Annotated in this window: 16 protein-coding genes; 11 read left to right on the forward strand and 5 right to left on the reverse strand. The window is 73.1% G+C overall.

The window, feature by feature from the left end; translation table 11 throughout:
• The first annotated feature begins 10 nt into the window (after positions 1 to 10).
• From aceB to allB, 7 genes are all read left to right on the forward strand, one after another.
• Positions 11 to 1,663: a malate synthase A gene (gene aceB, locus ACWPWV_RS12570; protein WP_454043314.1), complete on the forward strand. Its 1,653-nt coding sequence runs from the start codon at positions 11 to 13 to the stop codon at positions 1,661 to 1,663.
• On the forward strand, positions 1,663 to 2,976 hold the full coding sequence (locus tag ACWPWV_RS12575) for a DUF6986 family protein (protein WP_454043315.1): 1,314 nt from the start codon (positions 1,663 to 1,665) through the stop codon (positions 2,974 to 2,976). Before aceB ends, ACWPWV_RS12575 begins: the two co-directional genes overlap by 1 nt.
• Positions 2,977 to 3,061: 85 nt before the next feature.
• Entirely contained in the window at positions 3,062 to 3,889 is an 828-nt protein-coding gene (locus tag ACWPWV_RS12580) for a bifunctional allantoicase/(S)-ureidoglycine aminohydrolase (RefSeq protein ID WP_454043316.1), read from the forward strand.
• 216 nt (positions 3,890 to 4,105) lie between these two features.
• Complete coding sequence (locus tag ACWPWV_RS12585) at positions 4,106 to 4,918, forward strand: hydroxypyruvate isomerase family protein (protein WP_454043317.1); 813 nt, start codon at positions 4,106 to 4,108, stop codon at positions 4,916 to 4,918.
• 16 nt (positions 4,919 to 4,934) lie between these two features.
• A complete protein-coding gene (locus tag ACWPWV_RS12590) occupies positions 4,935 to 5,891 on the forward strand; it encodes a 2-hydroxy-3-oxopropionate reductase (RefSeq protein ID WP_454044534.1) in 957 nt (318 codons plus the stop codon).
• 56 nt (positions 5,892 to 5,947) lie between these two features.
• Entirely contained in the window at positions 5,948 to 7,735 is a 1,788-nt protein-coding gene (gcl, locus tag ACWPWV_RS12595; protein ID WP_454043318.1) for a glyoxylate carboligase, read from the forward strand.
• 32 nt (positions 7,736 to 7,767) lie between these two features.
• Positions 7,768 to 9,147: an allantoinase AllB gene (allB, locus tag ACWPWV_RS12600; RefSeq protein WP_454043319.1), complete on the forward strand. Its 1,380-nt coding sequence runs from the start codon at positions 7,768 to 7,770 to the stop codon at positions 9,145 to 9,147.
• A 106-nt stretch (positions 9,148 to 9,253) separates the two neighbouring features.
• On the opposite strand, the gene ACWPWV_RS12605 is transcribed toward allB, so the two are convergent.
• The 3 genes from ACWPWV_RS12605 to ACWPWV_RS12615 form a co-directional block, all read right to left on the reverse strand.
• Complete coding sequence (locus tag ACWPWV_RS12605; RefSeq protein ID WP_454043320.1) at positions 9,254 to 9,742, reverse strand: SRPBCC family protein; 489 nt, start codon at positions 9,740 to 9,742, stop codon at positions 9,254 to 9,256.
• Positions 9,739 to 10,107 carry an ArsR/SmtB family transcription factor gene (locus ACWPWV_RS12610; RefSeq protein WP_285821121.1) on the reverse strand — a complete coding sequence of 123 codons (369 nt, stop codon included), beginning with the start codon at positions 10,105 to 10,107 and terminating at the stop codon, positions 9,739 to 9,741. The genes ACWPWV_RS12605 and ACWPWV_RS12610 overlap by 4 nt, the downstream gene beginning before the upstream one ends.
• A 120-nt stretch (positions 10,108 to 10,227) precedes the next feature.
• Positions 10,228 to 11,631, reverse strand: a complete 1,404-nt coding sequence (locus ACWPWV_RS12615) for a cryptochrome/photolyase family protein (protein WP_454043321.1) — start codon at positions 11,629 to 11,631, stop codon at positions 10,228 to 10,230.
• A gap of 52 nt (positions 11,632 to 11,683) precedes the next feature.
• On the opposite strand from ACWPWV_RS12615, the gene ACWPWV_RS12620 reads away from it, so the two are divergent.
• Positions 11,684 to 13,333 (forward strand): peptide MFS transporter, encoded by a 1,650-nt coding sequence (locus tag ACWPWV_RS12620; RefSeq protein WP_454043322.1) that lies wholly within the window; start codon positions 11,684 to 11,686, stop codon positions 13,331 to 13,333.
• A 10-nt stretch (positions 13,334 to 13,343) separates the two neighbouring features.
• On the opposite strand, the gene ACWPWV_RS12625 is transcribed toward ACWPWV_RS12620, so the two are convergent.
• Positions 13,344 to 13,967 carry a DoxX family protein gene (locus ACWPWV_RS12625; protein ID WP_454043323.1) on the reverse strand — a complete coding sequence of 208 codons (624 nt, stop codon included), beginning with the start codon at positions 13,965 to 13,967 and terminating at the stop codon, positions 13,344 to 13,346.
• 283 nt (positions 13,968 to 14,250) lie between these two features.
• Between ACWPWV_RS12625 and ilvD (ACWPWV_RS12630) the strand changes: the two genes are divergently transcribed.
• Both ilvD (ACWPWV_RS12630) and ilvD (ACWPWV_RS12635) read left to right on the forward strand, forming a co-directional pair.
• Positions 14,251 to 16,113 carry a dihydroxy-acid dehydratase gene (ilvD, locus tag ACWPWV_RS12630; RefSeq protein ID WP_454043324.1) on the forward strand — a complete coding sequence of 621 codons (1,863 nt, stop codon included), beginning with the start codon at positions 14,251 to 14,253 and terminating at the stop codon, positions 16,111 to 16,113.
• A 64-nt stretch (positions 16,114 to 16,177) separates the two neighbouring features.
• On the forward strand, positions 16,178 to 17,884 hold the full coding sequence (ilvD, locus tag ACWPWV_RS12635) for a dihydroxy-acid dehydratase (RefSeq protein ID WP_454043325.1): 1,707 nt from the start codon (positions 16,178 to 16,180) through the stop codon (positions 17,882 to 17,884).
• A gap of 95 nt (positions 17,885 to 17,979) precedes the next feature.
• On the opposite strand, the gene ACWPWV_RS12640 is transcribed toward ilvD (ACWPWV_RS12635), so the two are convergent.
• Positions 17,980 to 18,744, reverse strand: coding sequence for a 4'-phosphopantetheinyl transferase family protein (locus tag ACWPWV_RS12640; protein ID WP_454043326.1), 765 nt, complete (start codon positions 18,742 to 18,744; stop codon positions 17,980 to 17,982).
• Positions 18,745 to 18,942: 198 nt separating this feature from the next.
• Here ACWPWV_RS12640 and ACWPWV_RS12645 point away from each other — a divergent pair, with 198 nt between their 5' ends.
• Complete coding sequence (locus ACWPWV_RS12645) at positions 18,943 to 19,620, forward strand: 4a-hydroxytetrahydrobiopterin dehydratase (RefSeq protein WP_454043327.1); 678 nt, start codon at positions 18,943 to 18,945, stop codon at positions 19,618 to 19,620.
• Positions 19,621 to 19,681 lie beyond the last annotated feature (61 nt).

Genomic DNA, 19,681 nt, shown 5'->3' on the forward strand with positions numbered 1-19,681 from the left:
AGGACACACCATGACCACCACCACGGCCGTCTCCGTCCACGGCCCCGCCGTCGAGCGCGCGGACGAGATCCTCACGCCCGAGGCCCTCGCGTTCGTCGCCGACCTCCAGCGCCGGTTCGGTGCGCGCCGCGACGAGCTCCTCGCGGCGCGCGCCGCGCGGCGCGAGGAGGTCTCGCGCACCGGACGGCTGGACTTCCTGCCCGAGACGGCCGACGTGCGCGCGGCGGACTGGACGGTCGCGGGTGCGCCGGCCGACCTCCTCGACCGTCGCGTCGAGATCACCGGCCCGCCGACCCCGAAGATGGCGATCAACGCGCTGAACTCGGGGGCCAAGGTCTGGCTCGCGGACCTCGAGGACGCGTCGACACCGCACTGGGCCAGCGTCGTCGGCGGCCAGGTCGCGCTGCACGACGCGACCCGCCGCACCCTCGCGTTCACGTCGCCCGAGGGCAAGCAGTACGCGCTGCGCCCCGAGACCGACGACGCGCCGCTCGCCGTCATGGTCGTCCGGCCGCGCGGCTGGCACTTCGACGAGGTGCACGTCCAGGTCGACGGCGCACCCGCCGTCGGCGCCCTGGTCGACTTCGGCCTGCACTTCTTCCACAACGCGACGGAGCTGCTCGCGCGGGGGTCCGGGCCGTACTACTACCTGCCGAAGATGGAGTCGCACCTCGAGGCGCGCCTGTGGAACGACGTCTTCACGGTCGCGCAGGAGGCGCTCGGCGTCCCGCACGGGACCGTCCGCGCGACGGTCCTCATCGAGACGATCCCCGCGGCCTTCGAGATGGACGAGATCCTCTACGAGCTGCGCGACCACGCGTCGGGGCTCAACGCGGGCCGCTGGGACTACCTGTTCTCCGTCATCAAGTACTTCCGCGACTCGGGGTCGGCGTTCACCCTGCCCGACCGCGGAGCGATCACCATGACGGCGCCGTTCATGCGCGCGTACACCGAGCTGCTCGTCTCGACGTGCCACCGGCGCGGAGCGTTCGCGATGGGCGGCATGGCCGCCGTCATCCCGAACCGGCGCGAGCCGGAGGTCACCGCGCAGGCGTTCGACAAGGTGCGCGCGGACAAGCAGCGCGAGGCGGGCGACGGCTTCGACGGTTCCTGGGTCGCCCACCCGGACCTCGTGCCGGTCTGCCGCGAGGTGTTCGACGAGGTGCTCGGCGACCGCCCGAACCAGCTCGACCGGCAGCGGCCCGACGTCCACGTGACGGCGGACCAGCTCCTCGACGTGTCGTCCGCGCAGGGCGACATCACCGAGACCGGGCTGCGCAACAACCTCTACGTGTCGGTCGCGTACGTCGCCGCGTGGCTCGCGGGCAACGGGGCGGTGGCGATCCACAACCTCATGGAGGACGCCGCCACGGCGGAGATCTCGCGCTCGCAGGTGTGGCAGTGGGTGCGCTCGGGCGCCCGCTTCACGGCCGGTGAGGGTGCCGGCACGACGATCACCGCGGACCTGGTCCGCACGCTGCTGGGCGAGGAGACCGCCCGCCTGCGGGCCGACGTCGGGCCCGAGGCGTACGACGCCGGGCCCTACGAGCAGGCCCGCACGCTCGTCGAGAGCATCGCGCTCGACGACCGCTACGTCGACTTCCTCACCGTGCCCGCGTACGACGCGGTCGTCGCGGCGGAGTCGTCGGACGAGGCGTCCTGATGCCCGCCGGGTTCTCCGAGGGCGAGGTCGAGGCGCTGCACACGACGCTCGACGGTCTGCTCGGCCCCTGGGACGCGGAGCTCGAGGCCCGCTACCCGGGGGACGACGGCTCGCGCCAGCCGGTGCACACCGTCTACGTGCCGGGTCACAACTACACCGCCGGGCTCGCGGCCGAGTGGGCCGCCCAGGCCCGGGCGGCCGTCGAGTCCGCGGGCGGGGTGCGGCGCCTCGTCGACGTGCTGGGCATCGAGGACCCCGTGCTCGCCGCGGCGGTCACGGAGCGCGTGACGGCCAAGCTCGCCGCCGAGGCGATCGAGGACCTGCGCGTCGACTTCGAGGACGGGTTCGGCGACCGGGGTGACGCGGCCGAGGACGCCGCGGTGGTCGCGGCGGCACGGGCTCTCGCGGCGTCGGAGGCGGACGGCACGGCGACGCCCTTCAGCGGCATCCGGATCAAGTGCCTCGAGCCCGCGACGCGCCGGCGCGGGGTCCGGACAGCGGCCCTGTTCGTCGCCGAGCTCGTGGCCGAGCGCGGCGCACGCGGGCTCGGCGGTCTGCCGGAGGGCTTCGTCGTCACCCTCGCCAAGGTGACGTCGCCCGAGCAGGTGGTCGCGATGGCGCGCGTGTGCGAGCAGGTCGAGGACGCGAACGGGCTCGAGCCCGGGACGCTGCGGTTCGAGGTCCAGGTCGAGACGCCGCAGGCGATCCTCGCGGCGGACGGCACCGCGACGGTCGCACGGCTCGTGCACGCGGCCCCGGGCCGGGTGACGAGCCTGCACTACGGGACGTACGACTACTCGGCGTCGCTCGGCGTCGCGGCCGGGTACCAGTCGATGGAGCACCCGGTGGCCGACCACGCGAAGCAGGTCATGCAGCTCGCGGTCGCGGGCACGGGCGTGCGCCTCTCGGACGGCTCGACGAACGTGCTGCCCGTCGGGGAGGCCGGGTCCGTCGACGCCGCGTGGCGCCTGCACGGTCGGCTCGTGCGGCGCTCGCTCGAGCGCGGCTACTACCAGGGGTGGGACCTGCACCCCGCGCAGCTCCCCAGCCGGTTCGCGGCGACGTACGCCTTCTACCGGGAGGGCGCCGTCGAGGCGCTCGCGCGTCTCGCCGCCTACGTGGGCTTCGTGCCGGACGCCGGCGGCGTGCTCGACGAGCCCGCCACCGCCAAGGCGATGGCCTGGTTCCTCGGCCGCGGCGTCGACTGCGGCGCCCTCACGGAGGCGGAGGTCCGGACGGCCACCGGGCTGGACCGGGACGGCCTGGACCGCGTGCGCGTCACGGGCCACGCCCCCGCGCCCGTGGCGGGCTGACGCCCCCGCCCGACGTCACCCCGGTAGCCCCGGGTTCCCGCACGCTGCGGCCGGTCCTGCCGGCCACGACCCCGAGGAGAGAGACATGACCCAGACCACCCGCTACTACACCCCCCAGGGTGGCCTGCCCGGCCAGACCGAGCTGCTCACCGACCGTGCGATCGTCACCGAGGCGTACACGGTGATCCCGCGCGGCGTGCTGCGCGACATCGTGACGAGCAAGCTGCCGGGCTGGGAGTCGACGCGGCTGTGGGTCCTCGCGCGGCCCATCGAGGGCTTCGCGACGACGTTCGCGCAGTACGTCATGGAGGTCGCGCCGGGCGGCGGGGCCGACCAGGGCGAGGACGAGGAGACGGTCCAGTCGGTCGTCTTCGTCACCGAGGGCACGCTCGTCCTGACGCTCGACGGCACCGAGCACGTGCTCGAGCCGGGCGGCTACGCCTACCTCGCGGCGGGGGAGCGGTGGGGCCTGCACAACCGGTCGGACGCCAAGGCGTCGTTCCAGTGGGTGCGCAAGGTGTACGAGCCGGTCGCCGGGCACCGCGCGACGTCGTTCGTGACGCGGGAGCAGGACGTCGAGCCGCGCGAGATGCCCGACACCGACGGCGTGTGGGCGACGACGCGGTTCGTCGACCCCGACGACCTCGCGCACGACATGCACGTCAACATCGTGACCTTCCAGCCGGGCGGGTCGATCCCGTTCGCGGAGACGCACATCATGGAGCACGGCCTCTACGTGCTCGAGGGCAAGGCCGTCTACCGCCTCAACGGGGACTGGGTCGAGGTCCAGGAGGGCGACTTCATGTGGCTCCGGGCCTTCTGCCCGCAGGCGTGCTACGCGGGCGGCCCCAAGCCGTTCCGCTACCTGCTCTACAAGGACGTGAACCGGCAGGTCAGGCTCGACCGCCGCTGACGCCCCGCACGCGCTGCGGGCACGAACAGGGCCCGGTCTCGTCCGCGAGACCGGGCCCTCGTCATGCCCTCGACGAGGAGCCGGACGCTCCGGGCGCCGCCCAGGTGTTGACTGCCGCGCGCACGACTGCCTACACTTCCATGTAGCAGAATAAAAGTTCCGCAGAATGGAAGTCGCGACGAGGCGACACTGCGGGGCCCGACCCGGGAGACGACGATGACGAACGCGACCGACCCGACGTACACCGTCAACTGCTCGATCCTGCTCACGGACCTGCCGCTCCTCGAGCGGCCGGCCGCCGCCGCGGCGGCGGGCTTCCGCGGGATCGAGCTCTGGTGGCCCTTCGCGACGCCCACGCCCGAGCCCGACGAGGTGGGCGCGCTCGTCGACGCGATCGAGAGCGCGGGGGTCCAGCTCACCGGCCTCAACTTCGACGCGGGGAACATGCCCGGCGGAGACCGCGGCCTCGTGTCGTGGCCGGAGCGGTCCGCGGACCTCCGCGCCAACCTGGACGTCGTCACGGCGATCGGGGAGCGCACGGGATGCCGCGCGTTCAACGCGCTCTACGGCAACCGCCAGGAGGGCGTCCCGGCCGAGCAGCAGGACGAGCTCGGCGCGGAGAACCTGGCGCTCGCGGCGCGGGCGGTCGCGCGCATCGGCGGCACGGTGCTCGTCGAGCCGGTGAGCGGCGCGCCCGCGTACCCCCTGCGGACCGCCGCGGACGCCGTCCGCGTCATCGACCGGGTCGCCGCGGACCACGGCGAGACGAACGTCGGCCTGCTGCTCGACGTCTACCACCTGTCGGTCAACGGCGACGACGTCGACGCGGCGATCTCGACCTACCGCGGGCGCATCGCCCACGTGCAGGTCGCCGACGCCCCCGGGCGCGGCGAGCCGGGGACGGGGGACCTCCCGATCGACCGCTGGACGAAGGACCTGCGCGCCGGAGGCTACGCCGGCTGGATCGGTCTCGAGTACAAGACCGACGCCGCCGACCCGTTCGCCTGGCTGCCCACCGACCAGCGCTGACCAGCGCTGACCAGCGCTGACGAGCGCAGCAGCCGGCACGACCGGCCTCCTCCCTCGACCTTCCGCACGCAAGGAGCACGACATGACGAAGCAGAGCATCGCGTTCATCGGCCTCGGCATCATGGGGAGCCCCATGGCCGTCCACCTCCAGGAGGCCGGGCACCAGGTCCTCGGCTACAACCGCAGCCCGGAGAAGACCGCACCGCTCGTCGCGGCAGGGGGCACCGCCGCGGGCTCGATCGCGGACGCGGTGAAGTCCGCCGACGTCGTCGCCGTCATGGTCCCCGACTCCCCGGACGTCGAGCAGGTCCTCACCGGTGAGGGCGGTGTCCTCGACAACGCGCAGCCGGGCACGCTCGTCGTCGACTTCTCGTCGATCCGGCCGGACGTCACCGTGCGCCTCGCCGAGGCCGCCCGCGAGCGCGGCCTGCGCTACCTCGACGCTCCGGTGTCCGGTGGCGAGGCGGGCGCGAAGAACGCGGCGCTGTCGATCATGGTCGGCGGCGAGGCGGCCGACTTCGAGGCCGCGCGGCCCGTCTTCGACGCCGTGGGCAAGACCGTCGTCCACGTGGGGCCGACCGGTTCCGGGCAGACCGTCAAGGCCGCCAACCAGCTCGTCGTCGCGGCCAACATCCAGGCGCTCGCCGAGGCCGTCGCGTTCCTCGAGGCCTACGGAGTGGACCTGCCCAGCGCGCTCGAGGTGCTCGGCGGCGGGCTCGCCGGCTCGAAGGTCCTCGACCAGAAGAAGCAGAACATGATCGACAAGTCCTTCACCCCCGGGTTCCGCATCGCGCTCCACCACAAGGACCTCGGCATCGTCACGGCCGCCGCCCGGGAGCAGGGCGTCGTCGTGCCGCTCGGCGCGCTCGTCGCGCAGCTCATGGGGTCGGCCCTCGCCAACGGCGACGGCGACCTGGACCACTCGGGCCTGCTCCGCGGCGTCGAGCGCCTCTCCGGGCGCCTCGACTCCTGAGCCGTCCGCCACCTCTCCCACCTCGACGACGAAGTCACCCCAGCAAGGAGCACACCATGCCTCGTATGCGCGCGGTCGACGCCGCCGTGGCGATCCTCGAGATCGAGGGCGCCACGCAGGCCTTCGGCCTCCCCGGAGCCGCCATCAACCCCTTCTACTCGGCGATGCAGCGCCACGGCGGCATCCGTCACGTCCTCGCCCGTCACGTCGAGGGCGCCTCGCACATGGCCGACGGCTACTCCCGTGCGCGGGAGGGCAACATCGGCATCTGCATCGGGACGTCGGGCCCGGCGGGCACCGACATGATCACGGGCCTCTACGCCGCGTGGGCCGACTCCGTGCCGATCCTGTGCATCACGGGCCAGGCCCCCGTCGCGAAGCTCGACAAGGAGGACTTCCAGGCGGTCGACATCGCGAGCATCGCGAAGCCCGTGACGAAGCTCGCCAAGACCGTCCTCGAGGCGGGCCAGGTGCCGCAGGTCTTCCAGCAGGCCTTCCAGACCATGCGGTCGGGCCGTCCGGGCCCCGTGCTCATCGACCTCCCGATCGACGTGCAGCTCACGGAGATCGAGTTCGACCCCGCCACCTACGCGCCCCTGCCGGTGAACAAGCCCGCCGCCACGCGGGCCCAGGCCGAGCGCGCGATCGAGATGCTCCTCGACGCCGAGCGGCCGGTCCTCATCGCGGGCGGCGGCATCGTCAACGCCGGCGGCGAGGCGCTGCTCGTCGAGCTCGCCGAGACGCTGCGCGTCCCGGTGGTCCCGACCCTCATGGGGTGGGGCGTCATCGGCGACGACCACCCGCTCGCCGCCGGGATGGCCGGGCTGCAGACGTCGCAGCGCTACGGGAACGCGAACCTGCTGGCGTCGGACTTCGTGCTCGGCATCGGCAACCGGTGGGCGAACCGCCACACGGGCGCCCTCGACGTCTACCGCGACGGCCGTACGTTCGTCCACGTCGACATCGAGCCCACGCAGATCGGCCGCGTGTTCGCCCCGGACTACGGCATCGTCTCCGACGCGAAGGCCGCGCTCGAGCTGTTCGTCGAGGTCGCGCGCGAGCGCACGGCCGCCGGCACGGCGCGCGACTACTCCGCGTGGGTCGAGCAGGTCCAGCACAACAAGGCGACGCTGCAGCGCAAGACGCACTTCACCGAGATCCCGATCAAGCCGCAGCGCGTGTACGAGGAGATGAACAAGTCGTTCGGCCGCGACACGCGGTACGTCACGACGATCGGCCTCTCCCAGATCGCCGGCGCCCAGTTCCTCCACGTGTACGAGCCGCGGCACTGGATCAACGCGGGCCAGGCGGGCCCGCTGGGCTGGACCGGTCCCGCCGCGCTCGGCGTCGTGCAGGCGCTCGCCGACGACCCGGCGGAGAAGGTCGTCGCGCTCTCGGGCGACTACGACTTCCAGTTCATGATCGAGGAGCTCGCGGTCGGCGCGCAGTTCAACCTGCCGTACGTGCACGTCGTCGTGAACAACTCCTACCTCGGCCTGATCCGTCAGGCGCAGCGGGCGTTCGACATGGACTACCACGTGCAGCTGTCCTTCGAGAACGTCAACTCCCCGGAGATCGGCGGCTACGGCGTCGACCACGTGAAGGTCGCCGAGGGTCTCGGGTGCAAGGCGATCCGCGTCACCGACCCGGACGAGCTCGGCGAGGCGTTCGCCAAGGCGCAGGGGCTCGCGGAGGAGTACAAGGTGCCCGTGGTGGTCGAGGTCATCCTCGAGCGCGTGACGAACATCGCCATGGGGGCGGCCGGGATCGACGCCGTGAACGAGTTCGAGGCGCTCGCGATCTCCGCGGACGACGCGCCGACGGCGTCGGCCCTGCTCGACTGAGCGACGGACCACGAGTGAGGGAGAGTGGTGGGATGAGCACGGGTGGAGAGACCGGCAGGGGAGCGACGGCGGGCGACCGGCTGCCCGACCTCGTCGTGCGCGGCGAGCGCGTGCTCGTCGCGTCGGGCGAGCAGCCGCGCGAGGTCGCGGTGACCGACGGCGTCATCACGGCGGTCGAGCCGCTCGGTGCAGGGCTGGAGGGCCGGCGCGTCGTCGAGCTGACCGCGCAGCAGGTGCTGATCCCCGGCCTGGTCGACACCCACGTGCACGTCAACGAGCCGGGCCGCACCGAGTGGGAGGGCTTCGCGTCCGCGACGCGGGCCGCCGCCGCGGGCGGGGTGACGACCATCGTCGACATGCCGCTCAACTCGATCCCGCCGACGGTCGACGTCGCGGCGCTCGAGCTCAAGCAGAAGGTCGCGCACGACCAGGCGTTCGTCGACGTGGGGTTCTGGGGCGGGGCCGTCCCGGGCAACACGGGAGAGCTGCGCGGGCTGTGGGACGCCGGCGTCTTCGGCTTCAAGTGCTTCCTGCTGCACTCGGGCGTCGACGAGTTCGGCTACCTCGAGCCCGACGAGCTCGAGGAGGACCTGCGGGTCCTCGCCGACTTCGACGGCCTCATGCTCGTGCACGCCGAGGACTCCCGGGCGATCGACCGCGCGCCCAAGCCCCACGGCGACCACTACGACGTCTTCCTCGCGTCGCGCCCGCGCGGCGCCGAGAACGTCGCGATCGCCGCGGTGATCGAGGCGGCGCGCTGGACCGGCGCCCGGGCGCACGTGCTCCACCTGTCGAGCTCGGACGCGCTGCCGATGATCCGCAGCGCGAAGCGCGAGGGCGTGCGCCTCACGGTCGAGACGTGCCCGCACTACCTGGCGCTCGCGGCCGAGGAGATCCCGGACGGCGCGACCCAGTTCAAGTGCTGCCCGCCCATCCGGGAGATCGACAACCGGGAGCTGCTCTGGGAGGGCCTGCTCGACGGGACGATCGACTGCATCGTCTCCGACCACTCGCCGAGCACGCCCGACCTCAAGGAGCTCGACACGGGGGACTTCGGGACGGCGTGGGGCGGGGTCTCGTCGCTCCAGCTCGGGCTCGCGATCGTCTGGACGGAGGCCCGCACGCGCGGCATCTCGTTCGCGCGCGTCGTGGAGTGGATGTCGGCACGGCCGGCCGGGATCGCCGGGCTGCGGCGCAAGGGCGAGATCGCCCTCGGCCGGGACGGGGACCTCGCGGTCGTCGAGCCGGACACCGCGTTCGTCGTCGACCCGGCCCGCCTGCACCACAAGAACCCCATCACCCCGTACGCCGACCGCGCGCTGTCGGGCGCTGTCGTCGCGACGTACCTGCGGGGCGAGGAGATCACCTTCGACCGCCCGACCGGCCGGCTGCTGGCGCGCGGCGACGCCTGACCCTCGCCGGCCCGGCCCGCGCGCACGGACGAGGCGCGGCCCCGCTGGTGGGGGTCGCGCCTCGTCCGGCGTCCTCAGGGTCGTGGGTCGCGGTCGTGCCGCGGGCTCAGCCCTCGGCGAGGATCTCGTCGAGCTGCTCGTAGCCCTCCCGGATCCCGACCTCCATGCCGCTCGCCACGAAGCCGTCGCGACCCTCGAACGAGTCGACGAGCGACGTCGCCGTGAGGCGGCAGCGACCGTCCGGGAGGTCCTCGAACTCGAGCCGGTCGAGCGAGACGCCGTCGGGGAACCCCTCGTAGGTGAACGTCTGGACGATGAGCTCGTTCGGGCGCACCTCGTGGACGCTCCCGAAGAACGCGTACTCGTTCCCGTCCGGGTCGACCTGCACGTAGCGGTACGCACCGCCCGTGCGCACGTCCCAGTGCTCGTTGCGCTGCGACAGGTAGCGCGGGCCGTTCCAGCGGGCGAACACCTCGGGGTCGAGGTGGGCGCGGAAGACCTTCTCCGCGGGCGCGTCGAACTCGCGCACGATGCGGACGCTCGGGACGTCCTTCGGGACGATGATCTCGGTCTCGTGGGTGCTCGTGGTGCTCATGGTGCTTCTCCCGTCGTCGGGTCGTTCTCGGGCCCGGCCGGTCGGTCGGGCAGGTCGCGCAGGACGTCGTCGAGGCGGCGGTAGCGGTCCTCGGCCTCGCGCCGGTAGCGCTCGATCCACTTCGTCATGAGGTCGAAGACCTCCGCCTCGAGGTGCACGGGGGCGCGCCGGGCGTCCGTCGTGCGGGTCACCAGCCCGGAGTCCTCGAGCACCCGCAGGTGCTTGGACACCGCCTGGACGGACATGTCGTACGGCTGGGCCAGCTCGCCGACGCTGGCGTCGCCCGACGCGAGCCGGGCCACCATGTCGCGACGCGTGGGGTCGGCGAGCGCCGAGAACACGCGCGAGAGCGGGTCTGCCGTCACGGGACCTCCCTCGTCGGAGCGGGGAAGGGCCGCTCGCTTCTCCACTGCTTGTCAACTGCTTGGTTGATGACGACGCTACGCGCGGTCCACCTGCGTGTCAACCCTCTGGTTGATAAAAGGTCAGCGGCGACGGCCGCGCTCGAAGTCGTCGAGGGAGACCTTCCGCTCCTCGGCGTGGTCGACGATCCTCTCGGGATAGCCCGGCGGCTGCTCCGGGAGCTTCCACGGCTCGTGCACCGCGCTGCCCTCCAGCCCGCGCAGCTCGGGCAGCCACCGCCGCACGTACGTCCCGTCCGGGTCGAACTTCCTCGACTGCGTCACGGGGTTGAAGATGCGGAAGTAGGGCGCCGCGTCGCGCCCCGTGCCGGCGACCCACTGCCAGTTCAGCTGGTTCTGCGACACGTCGCCGTCGGCGAGGTGCGCCATGAAGTGCTCCGCGCCACGCTGCCACCGCACGTGCAGGTCCTTGACGAGGAACGACGCGACGACCATCCGCACCCGGTTGTGCATCCAGCCCTCGCCGAGCAGCTGACGCATCCCGGCGTCGACGAGGGGGTAGCCCGTGCGGCCCGCGGCCCACGCCGCCAGGAACCGGTCCTCGTCCGCGCCCGTCGCCCACGCGTCGTCGGGCACCACGTCCCGCAGCGACCGGTGCGCCGCCCCCGGCTGGTGGAACAGGACGTCGGCGTGGAACTCGCGCCAGGCGAGCTCGGACCGGTAGGCGAGGGCGTCGTCGGAGAGGTCGGCGCCGTCGCGGCGAGCCTCGTGCACAGCGTCGCGCAGGTCGGCGAGCAGCGTGCGCGGGTGCAGCTCGCCCCACTTCAGCGGGATCGACATGCCGGACGTCGCGGGCCGGTCGGGGCGGTCGCGCTCGCGCGCGTAGCCGGCGAGGTGGTCCTCGAGGAACGCGTGCCAGCGGTGGCGCGCCGCGGCCTCGCCCGCCGGCGGGAGGTCGGCGTCCGTGCCGGGGTCGGCCGGCAGGCCGTCCGAGCGCACGACCGCCCACGGCACCGAGCGCGGGCGCGGAGCCGGGTCGCGCCAGCCGTGCTCGACCCACGCGTCGCGGAACGGCGTGAAGACCTGGAACGGTCCGCCCTGCCGGGTCAGCACCCGGCCCGGCGCCACGGCGTAGGGCGAGCCGGTGCGCACGAGGCGCGCGCCGGCGTCGGGCAGCGCGGCCTCGACGGCCGTGTCACGGGCCATCCCGTACGGCTCGAAGGACGCGGCGACGTGGACCTCCGCCGACCCCACCTCGCGCGCGACCGCCGGGACGACGTCACGCGGGTCGCCGTGCCGCACGACGAGCCGGGCTCCGGTCGCCTCGTCGAGCGCGGCGAGGCTGCGGGCCAGGTAGGACAGCCGCGGGCTGCCGGCGACGTCCCAGAGCCCGGGGTCGAGGACGTACAGGGCGACGACCTCGCCGTCGTCCCGGCGGGCGGCGTCCACGGCCGCGACCAGGGCAGGGTTGTCCGCCAGGCGCAGGTCGCGGCGGCACCACCAGATCGCGGGCGCAGTCGAGGGCATCACGTCACGCTAACGGTCGCCGGTCCGGCTCGCCGGTGGGAGCATCGCACTCATGGACAGGGGCGGTCGCCACGACGGGACGGACGAGCACGACGACGCCGCGCGCCGCCTCGAGCGCGAGGCCGTGACCGAGCCGGACCCCGGCGCGCCGCCGATCGGCCCGGGGACCGCGGCCGGGGTCGGGGCGTCGGAGCTCGGGACCGGGCCCGCGGCCGGTCACATCGAGGGCGACCACGCGTTCTTCGGCCAGCCGAGAGGCCTGGCGACGCTGTTCACCACGGAGCTGTGGGAGCGGTTCAGCTACTACGGGATGCGCGCCATCCTGCTCTTCTACCTCACGGACACGGTCGCCGACGGCGGTCTCGGGCTCGACGAGACGACCGGCCTCGCGCTCGTGTCGATCTACGGCACGAGCGTGTACCTGCTGTCGGTCGTCGGCGGCTGGCTCGCGGACCGCGTCATCGGGTCACGGCGCTCCGTCCTGTACGGCGGCATCATCATCGCCGCGGGGCACGTGAGCCTCACGGTCCCGGGCGTCGGGTTCTCGATGGTCGGGATCGCGCTCGTCGCGCTCGGCACCGGACTGCTCAAGCCCAACGTGTCCTCGATGGTCGGCGAGCTCTACGCCCGCGACGACCCGCGCCGCGACTCGGCGTTCTCGATCTTCTACATGGGCATCAACATCGGCTCGTTCGTCGCGCCGTTCCTCGTCGGCGCCGCGCGGGCCTGGGGCGGGTACCACGCAGGGTTCGCGGTCGCCGCGATCGGCATGGGCGTCGCGCTCGTCTTCTTCGTCGCCGGCCGTCGCTACCTCGGCGAGGCGGGCGCCCACGTGCCCAACCCGGTCCGGCCGGAGGAGCGCGCGAAGATCGCGCGGCTCTTCGCGGTCATCGCGGCGGGCGTCGTGGTCGTGGGACTGGTCGCCGTGGTCGTCTCCGGCGGGTTCAGGATCTCGACGTTCATCGACACGATGTCCTACCTCGCGTTCCTCGCGCCGATCGCGTACTTCGTCGTCATGTACCGCTCCCCGAAGGTCACCGACGCCGAGCGCCCCCGGGTCATCGCCTACATCCCGCTGTTCGTCGCCGCGATGCTGTTCTGGATGATCTTCGAGCAGGCCGCGACGACCCTGTCGGCGTTCGCGAAGGACCGCACCGAGCTGAGCATCTTCGGCATCGGCATCAGCCCGGAGTTCTTCCAGTCGGTGAACCCGCTGTCGATCATCCTGCTCGCCCCGGTGTTCGCGTGGATCTGGCTCAAGACCGGGGACCGTCCGGCGACGGCGAACAAGTTCGCGATCGGTCTCACGCTCGCGTCGGTGTCGTTCCTCTTCCTCGCGGTCGCGTCGGCGGTCGTGGGGGAGGGCAAGGCTCCGGCGTGGGTGCTCGTGCTCGTCTACGTCATCCAGACGCTCGGCGAGCTGTGCCTGTCGCCCGTCGGCCTCGCCGCGACGACGCTCCTCGCGCCGCGCGCGTTCCGCTCGCAGGCGATGGCGCTGTGGTTCCTCGCGCCGGCCGCGGGGCAGGCGATCACGGCGCAGGTCGTCCAGGTGACGGAGGGCGCCTCGGACACCGCGTACTTCGGGGTGATCGGCGCGGTGGCGCTCGTCTTCGCGCTCGCCCTGTTCGCGCTCGCGCCGTGGGTCACGCGGCACATCCGCCACGCGGACGAGCTCGAGGGGGCGCACACCGTCGGCGCGTGACGGTCGGCGCTCACCGGAGCCAGGCCGCGCGCCGCACGAGCGGCACCCCGGCCCAGCGGCGGCCGAGCCCCCACGTGTCGCCCGCCAGTGTCGTGGCGAGCACGGCGAGGAGCAGGACCACCACCACGTGCTGGTCGACGACGGGGTTGTTCGACCCGGCGGCGAGGGGCCACTGCGAGAGCCAGAGCATCGCGAACAGCAGACCGCCGCACACGGCGGCGGCCCGGACCGCGGTCCCCAGCAGCAGAGCGAGGCCCGTGCCGAGCAGGGCCAGCATGAAGAGCCAGTCGGTCACGGGACCCGCCATCGAGGCGAACGTGCCCGCGAGCGGGCCCTGGGCGCCGTGCTCGAGGTACCCCTGCGTCGGAGCGGCCCCGGCGAGCCACGCGCCCTCGGCCGGTGTCGCGTACCCGAGGCCGACCAGCTTGTCGGCGAACGGCCACAGGAAGACGACGGCCGTCCCGAGCCGCGCCAGGGCGAGCGCCCGCCGGGCCGACACCCGGGTCACCACGCGCTCCTGGGTCACGACCGCACGGGCCGGGTGCGGACCCGGCGATGCGGGACCGCCCGGCGCCGCGGCGTCGGGCACGTCGGCGGTGCGGTGCTGCGGTGCCCTGGTGACGGACGTGTTCATACGAGCCCCCTCGATCGTGACGACCCGGCGCCGTGCGCGTCGGTCGCTCTCGCTGCGGGCGGCCGAGGACCGGCCTGCCGTGCCCGACCACCGTGGCACCGGACAGGGTCCGGTTCAACCCTTACGTAACGTTTAAGCGGAGATCCCTCACGGGCGGGGATCACCCGTACGTAGCGTGACGACCACGACACGGACGCACCCCTCGCGCGGTCCGGGAGAGGCGTAATGTGACCCGGCGGCCGGAGGATCGGCCGCGGCCACCCGTCGAAGGAGCTGACCCGACATGAGCCGCCCCCTGCGCTCTCGGACGTCCACCCACGGTCGCAACATGTCCGGCGCCCGCGCCCTGTGGCGCGCGACCGGCATGGGTGCGGAGGACTTCGGGAAGCCGATCATCGCGATCGCGAACTCGTACACGCAGTTCGTCCCGGGCCACGTCCACCTCAAGGACATGGGCGACCTCGTCGCGTCGGCGATCCGCGAGGCGGGCGGCGTCTCCAAGGAGTTCAACACCATCGCCGTCGACGACGGCATCGCCATGGGCCACGCCGGGATGCTGTACTCGCTCCCCAGCCGCGACCTCATCGCCGACTCGGTCGAGTACATGGTCAACGCGCACTGCGCCGACGCGCTCGTGTGCATCTCCAACTGCGACAAGATCACGCCGGGCATGCTCAACGCGGCGCTGCGCCTGAACATCCCGGTGATCTTCGTGTCCGGCGGACCGATGGAGGCCGGCAAGGCGATCGTCGCGGACGGCGTGGCGAAGACGCCGCTCAACCTCATCAACGCCATCAACTACTCGGCCGACGACAACGTGTCGGACGAGGCGCTGAACCAGGTCGAGGAGAACGCGTGCCCCACGTGCGGGTCGTGCTCCGGCATGTTCACCGCGAACTCGATGAACTGCCTCACGGAGGCCCTCGGCCTGGCCCTGCCCGGCAACGGCTCGACGCTCGCCACGCACTCGGCGCGCCGCGAGCTGTTCCTCGAGGCCGGCCGGACCATCGTCGACCTCGCGCGCCGCTACTACGACGACGAGGACGACTCGGTGGCGCCGCGCTCCATCGCCACCAAGGCGGCGTTCTCCAACGCGATGGCGCTCGACGTCGCGATGGGTGGTTCCACCAACACCGTGCTGCACATCCTCGCGGCCGCGCAGGAGGGCGAGATCGACTTCGACCTCACCGACATCGAGCGCATCAGCCGCCGGGTGCCGTGCCTGTCGAAGGTCGCGCCCAACCACCCGAGCTTCCACATGGAGGACGTCCACCGCGCCGGCGGCATCCCCGCGCTCCTCGGCGAGCTCGACCGCGGCGGCCTGCTCGACCACGACGTGACCTCCGTCCACACGCCGACGCTGCGCGCGTGGCTCGACGACTGGGACATCCGGGGCGGCAAGGCCACCGAGCGCGCGGTCGAGCTGTTCCACGCCGCGCCCGGCGGCGTGCGGACCACGCAGGCGTTCTCCACGTCCAACCGCTGGGAGTCGCTCGACACGGATGCCGAGAACGGCTGCATCCACGACGTCGAGCACGCCTACACCGTCGAGGGCGGCCTCGCCGTGCTGCGCGGCAACCTCGCCGAGGACGGCGCCGTGTTCAAGACCGCGGGCGTCGACCCGGACGTCTTCCACTTCGTCGGGACGGCGCTCGTCTGCGAGTCGCAGGACGAGGCGGTCGAGAAGATCCTCACCAAGCAGGTCCAGCCCGGGCACGTCGTCGTCGTGCGGTACGAGGGCCCCGCGGGCGGGCCGGGCATGCAGGAGATGCTCTACCCGACGTCGTTCATCAAGGGCCGCGGTCTGGGCAAGGTGTGCGCGCTCATCACCGACGGCCGGTTCTCCGGCGGGTCCAGCGGCATCTCCGTGGGCCACGTGTCGCCCGAGGCCGCCGCCGGGGGAGTGATCGGGCTCGTCGAGGACGGCGACGAGATCGAGATCGACGTCGACACGCGCCTCATCCGGCTCAACGTCCCCGACGAGGTGCTCGCCGAGCGCCGCGCCAAGATGGAGGCGCGCGAGAACCCGTGGCAGCCCGTCGACCGCGACCGGTACGTGTCGCCGGCGCTGCAGGCCTACGCCGCGATGGCGACGTCGGCGGACCGGGGCGCGGTGCGCGACGTGTCGCTCATCCGGCGTCGCTGACCTCGACACCGTCGACCTGCGGTTCTACCTCGCCGAGCGCGCGGTGGGTTCCTAGAGTGGGTCCATGACGGACACCGATGCCGGACCCGACCTCAAGCCTCGTTCCCGCCAGGTCACCGACGGCCTGGAGGCGACGGCGTCGCGCGGGATGCTGCGCGCCGTCGGGATGGGCGACGAGGACTTCGCGAAGCCGCAGATCGGCATCGCGAGCTCGTGGAACGAGATCACGCCGTGCAACCTGTCGCTCGACCGGCTGGCCCAGGGCGCCAAGGAAGGCGTCCACGCGGGCGGCGGGTACCCGCTGCAGTTCGGCACGATCTCGGTCTCCGACGGCATCTCGATGGGCCACGAGGGCATGCACTTCTCGCTCGTGAGCCGGGACGTCATCGCGGACTCCGTCGAGACGGTCGTGCAGGCGGAGCGGCTCGACGGGACGGTGCTCCTCGCGGGCTGCGACAAGTCGCTGCCGGGGATGCTCATGGCCGCGGCACGCCTCGACCTCGCGAGCGTGTTCCTCTACGCCGGGTCCATCATGCCCGGCTGGGTGAAGCTCTCCGACGGCACGGAGAAGGACGTCACGCTCATCGACGCGTTCGAGGCCGTCGGCGCGTGCGCGCGCGGGCTCATGAGCCGTGAGGACGTGGACCGGATCGAGCGCGCGATCTGTCCCGGTGAAGGCGCGTGCGGCGGCATGTACACGGCGAACACCATGGCGTCCGTCGCCGAGGCGATGGGCATGTCGCTGCCCGGGTCGGCGGCGCCGCCGTCGGCGGACCGCCGCCGGGACGCGTTCGCGCACCGCTCGGGCGAGGCGGTCGTCGAGCTCCTGCGCCGGGGGATCACCGCGCGAGACATCATGACGAAGGAGGCGTTCGAGAACGCGATCGCCGTCGTCATGGCGTTCGGCGGGTCGACCAACGCCGTCCTGCACCTGCTCGCCATCGCCCACGAGGCCGAGGTCGAGCTCACGCTCGCCGACTTCGACCGCGTCGCGGGCCGCGTGCCGCACCTCGGCGACCTCAAGCCCTTCGGCCGGTACGTCATGAACGACGTCGACCGCATCGGGGGAGTGCCCGTCGTCATGAAGGCGCTGCTCGACGCCGGGCTCCTGCACGGCGACGCGCTCACGGTCACGGGTCGCACGGTGGCGGAGAACCTCTCGGCCATCGCCCCGCCCGACCCCGACGGCAAGATCCTGCGCGCGCTCGACAACCCGATCCACCACACCGGCGGGATCACGATCCTGCACGGGTCGCTCGCGCCCGAGGGTGCGGTGGTCAAGAGCGCCGGGTTTGACGAGGACGTGTTCGAGGGCACGGCGCGCGTCTTCGAGCGCGAGCGCGCGGCGCTCGACGCGCTCGAGGACGGGACGATCACGGACGGCGACGTCGTCGTCATCCGGTACGAGGGGCCCAAGGGCGGTCCGGGGATGCGCGAGATGCTCGCCATCACGGGCGCGATCAAGGGCGCGGGGCTGGGAAAGACCGTCCTGCTCCTCACCGACGGCCGCTTCTCCGGCGGGACCACCGGGCTCTGCGTGGGCCACGTCGCGCCGGAGGCCGTCGACGGCGGCCCGGTCGCCTTCGTCCGGGACGGCGACCGGATCCGGCTCGACGTCGCGAACAAGACGCTCGACCTCCTCGTGGACCCCGCCGAGCTCGAGGTGCGCCGCGACGGCTGGGTTCCGCTCCCGCCGACGTTCACGCGCGGGGTGCTCGCCAAGTACGCCAAGCTCGTGCAGTCCGCGTCGCGAGGAGCGATCCTCGAGTAGGACGCCCGACCCGGGGACCGGGGGCCCGGGCCGCGCGGGGCCGGGCGGGCGTGGCCCGGCCGGTCGTCAGCGCCGCGCGTCGCCGGCCGCGGTCGTCAGCGGCGCGCGTCGTCGGCCGGGACGCCGGGAGCGTCCGGGTCGGACCACACGACGGCGCCCGTGAACGGTGCCGTGAGCCGCACGTCCGCGACGTGCCAGCCCGGGGCGGGCGCCCGTGGGGTGTCTCCCGCTCCGACGTCGTCGATCGAGAGGTCGCGCGAGAGTCCGGTCCCGAGCGCCTTGAGGAACGACTCCTTGCGCGTCCACGCCCGGGCGAAGGCCGCGCCCCGCGCCGTCGGCCCGTGCGCGGCGATCTCGGTCCGCTCCCGGGGGTGGAGGGAGCTGGAGATGCTGCGTACCACCCGGTCGTCGGGCGTGCCCTCGACGTCGACGCCGAGCGGCGTGGGGCCGATCGCGACGGCGAACGCGCCGCGCGTGTGCGCGAGCGAGAACTCGGGGCCGCCGTCGAGCACGGGCTTGCCGTGCGGACCGCCGCACGACGGGCACGGCGACGGTCGTGGTGCCAGCTCCTCGGGTGCCGCCGACAGCTCGCGCGCGAGGAGCAGCCGCAGGACCACGTGCGAGACCACGTAGGTCGCGCGGTCGACGTCGTCCACGTACCGGTCCGCCCGGTCGCGCTCGTCCGCGTCGAGGACGCGGGCACCGAGCGGCGCCGCCCAGGGGGCGCACCGCTCGACCGTGCCCCACCAGACCGCCGGCTCCGCCGACGCTCCCGAGGACGGGGTGCGCTCGCCGAACGTGGCCCGCTCGAGGCCCGGCAGGTCCTCGACCCGCGGGAGGTCGTCGAGGGTGCGGCCCACGGTGCGTCCTCCTGACGGTCGTCGTGCTCGCGGTGCGTGCTCGCCCGCGTGCACCACGCCGGCAGGTCCGGCCGCGCTCGCGGAGCGGCGGCCCGCGCCAGCATAGGACGGCTCGGGCGGGCGCGCCCGGGCGCGTCTCGCTACCGTGAGGCGGGTCAGGGAGGGCCAGGGTCCTGCACCGTACCGGGAGGCTTCGAGATGACCGACGCGACGGGTGACCGCATCACCGCACGCGAGTTCCACGACAGCGACGGCGTGGAGGACTGGCGGGTCCTGCTCGCGACGGCCCAGACACGGTTCCGCACGGGCTCGTTCACCGCGGGGGTCGAGCTCGTCGACGCGATCGGGGAGCTGGCCGACGCGGCCGACCACCACCCGGACGTGGACCTGCGCTACGGCACGGTCACCGTCCGGCTCACGTCGCACGACGTGGGCGGGCTGAGCCGCCGTGACGTGGAGCTCGCACGCCGCATCTCCGACGCCGCGCGCGAGCTCGACCTCCTCGCCGACCCGACGTCCGTCCAGGAGCTCGAGATCGCCGTCGACGCCCTGGTGGGTCCGACGGTCCAGCCGTTCTGGCGTGCCGTCCTCGGGTACGACGAGGACGCGGGCGACGCGTCGGCCGCGCCGGCGCTCACGGACCCGGCGGCGCACGCACCGGCCTTCTGGTTCCAGCAGATGGACGCGCCCCGCCCGCAGCGCAACCGCATCCACGTCGACGTCATCGTGCCGCACGACGTCGCGGAGGCGCGCGTCACGGCGGCGATCGCCGCCGGAGGTCACCTGGTGTCCGACGGCCGTGCGCCCGCGTTCTGGGTGCTCGCCGACGCGGAGGGCAACGAGGCGTGCGTGTGCACGTGGCAGTCCCGCGACTGACGCGCGCCGGGCGCCGCGAGGAATGACCTCGCGCCCGGGACGCCCTCCCGGGAGGATGACC

Source organism: Cellulosimicrobium sp. Marseille-Q8652 (assembly GCF_965112045.1).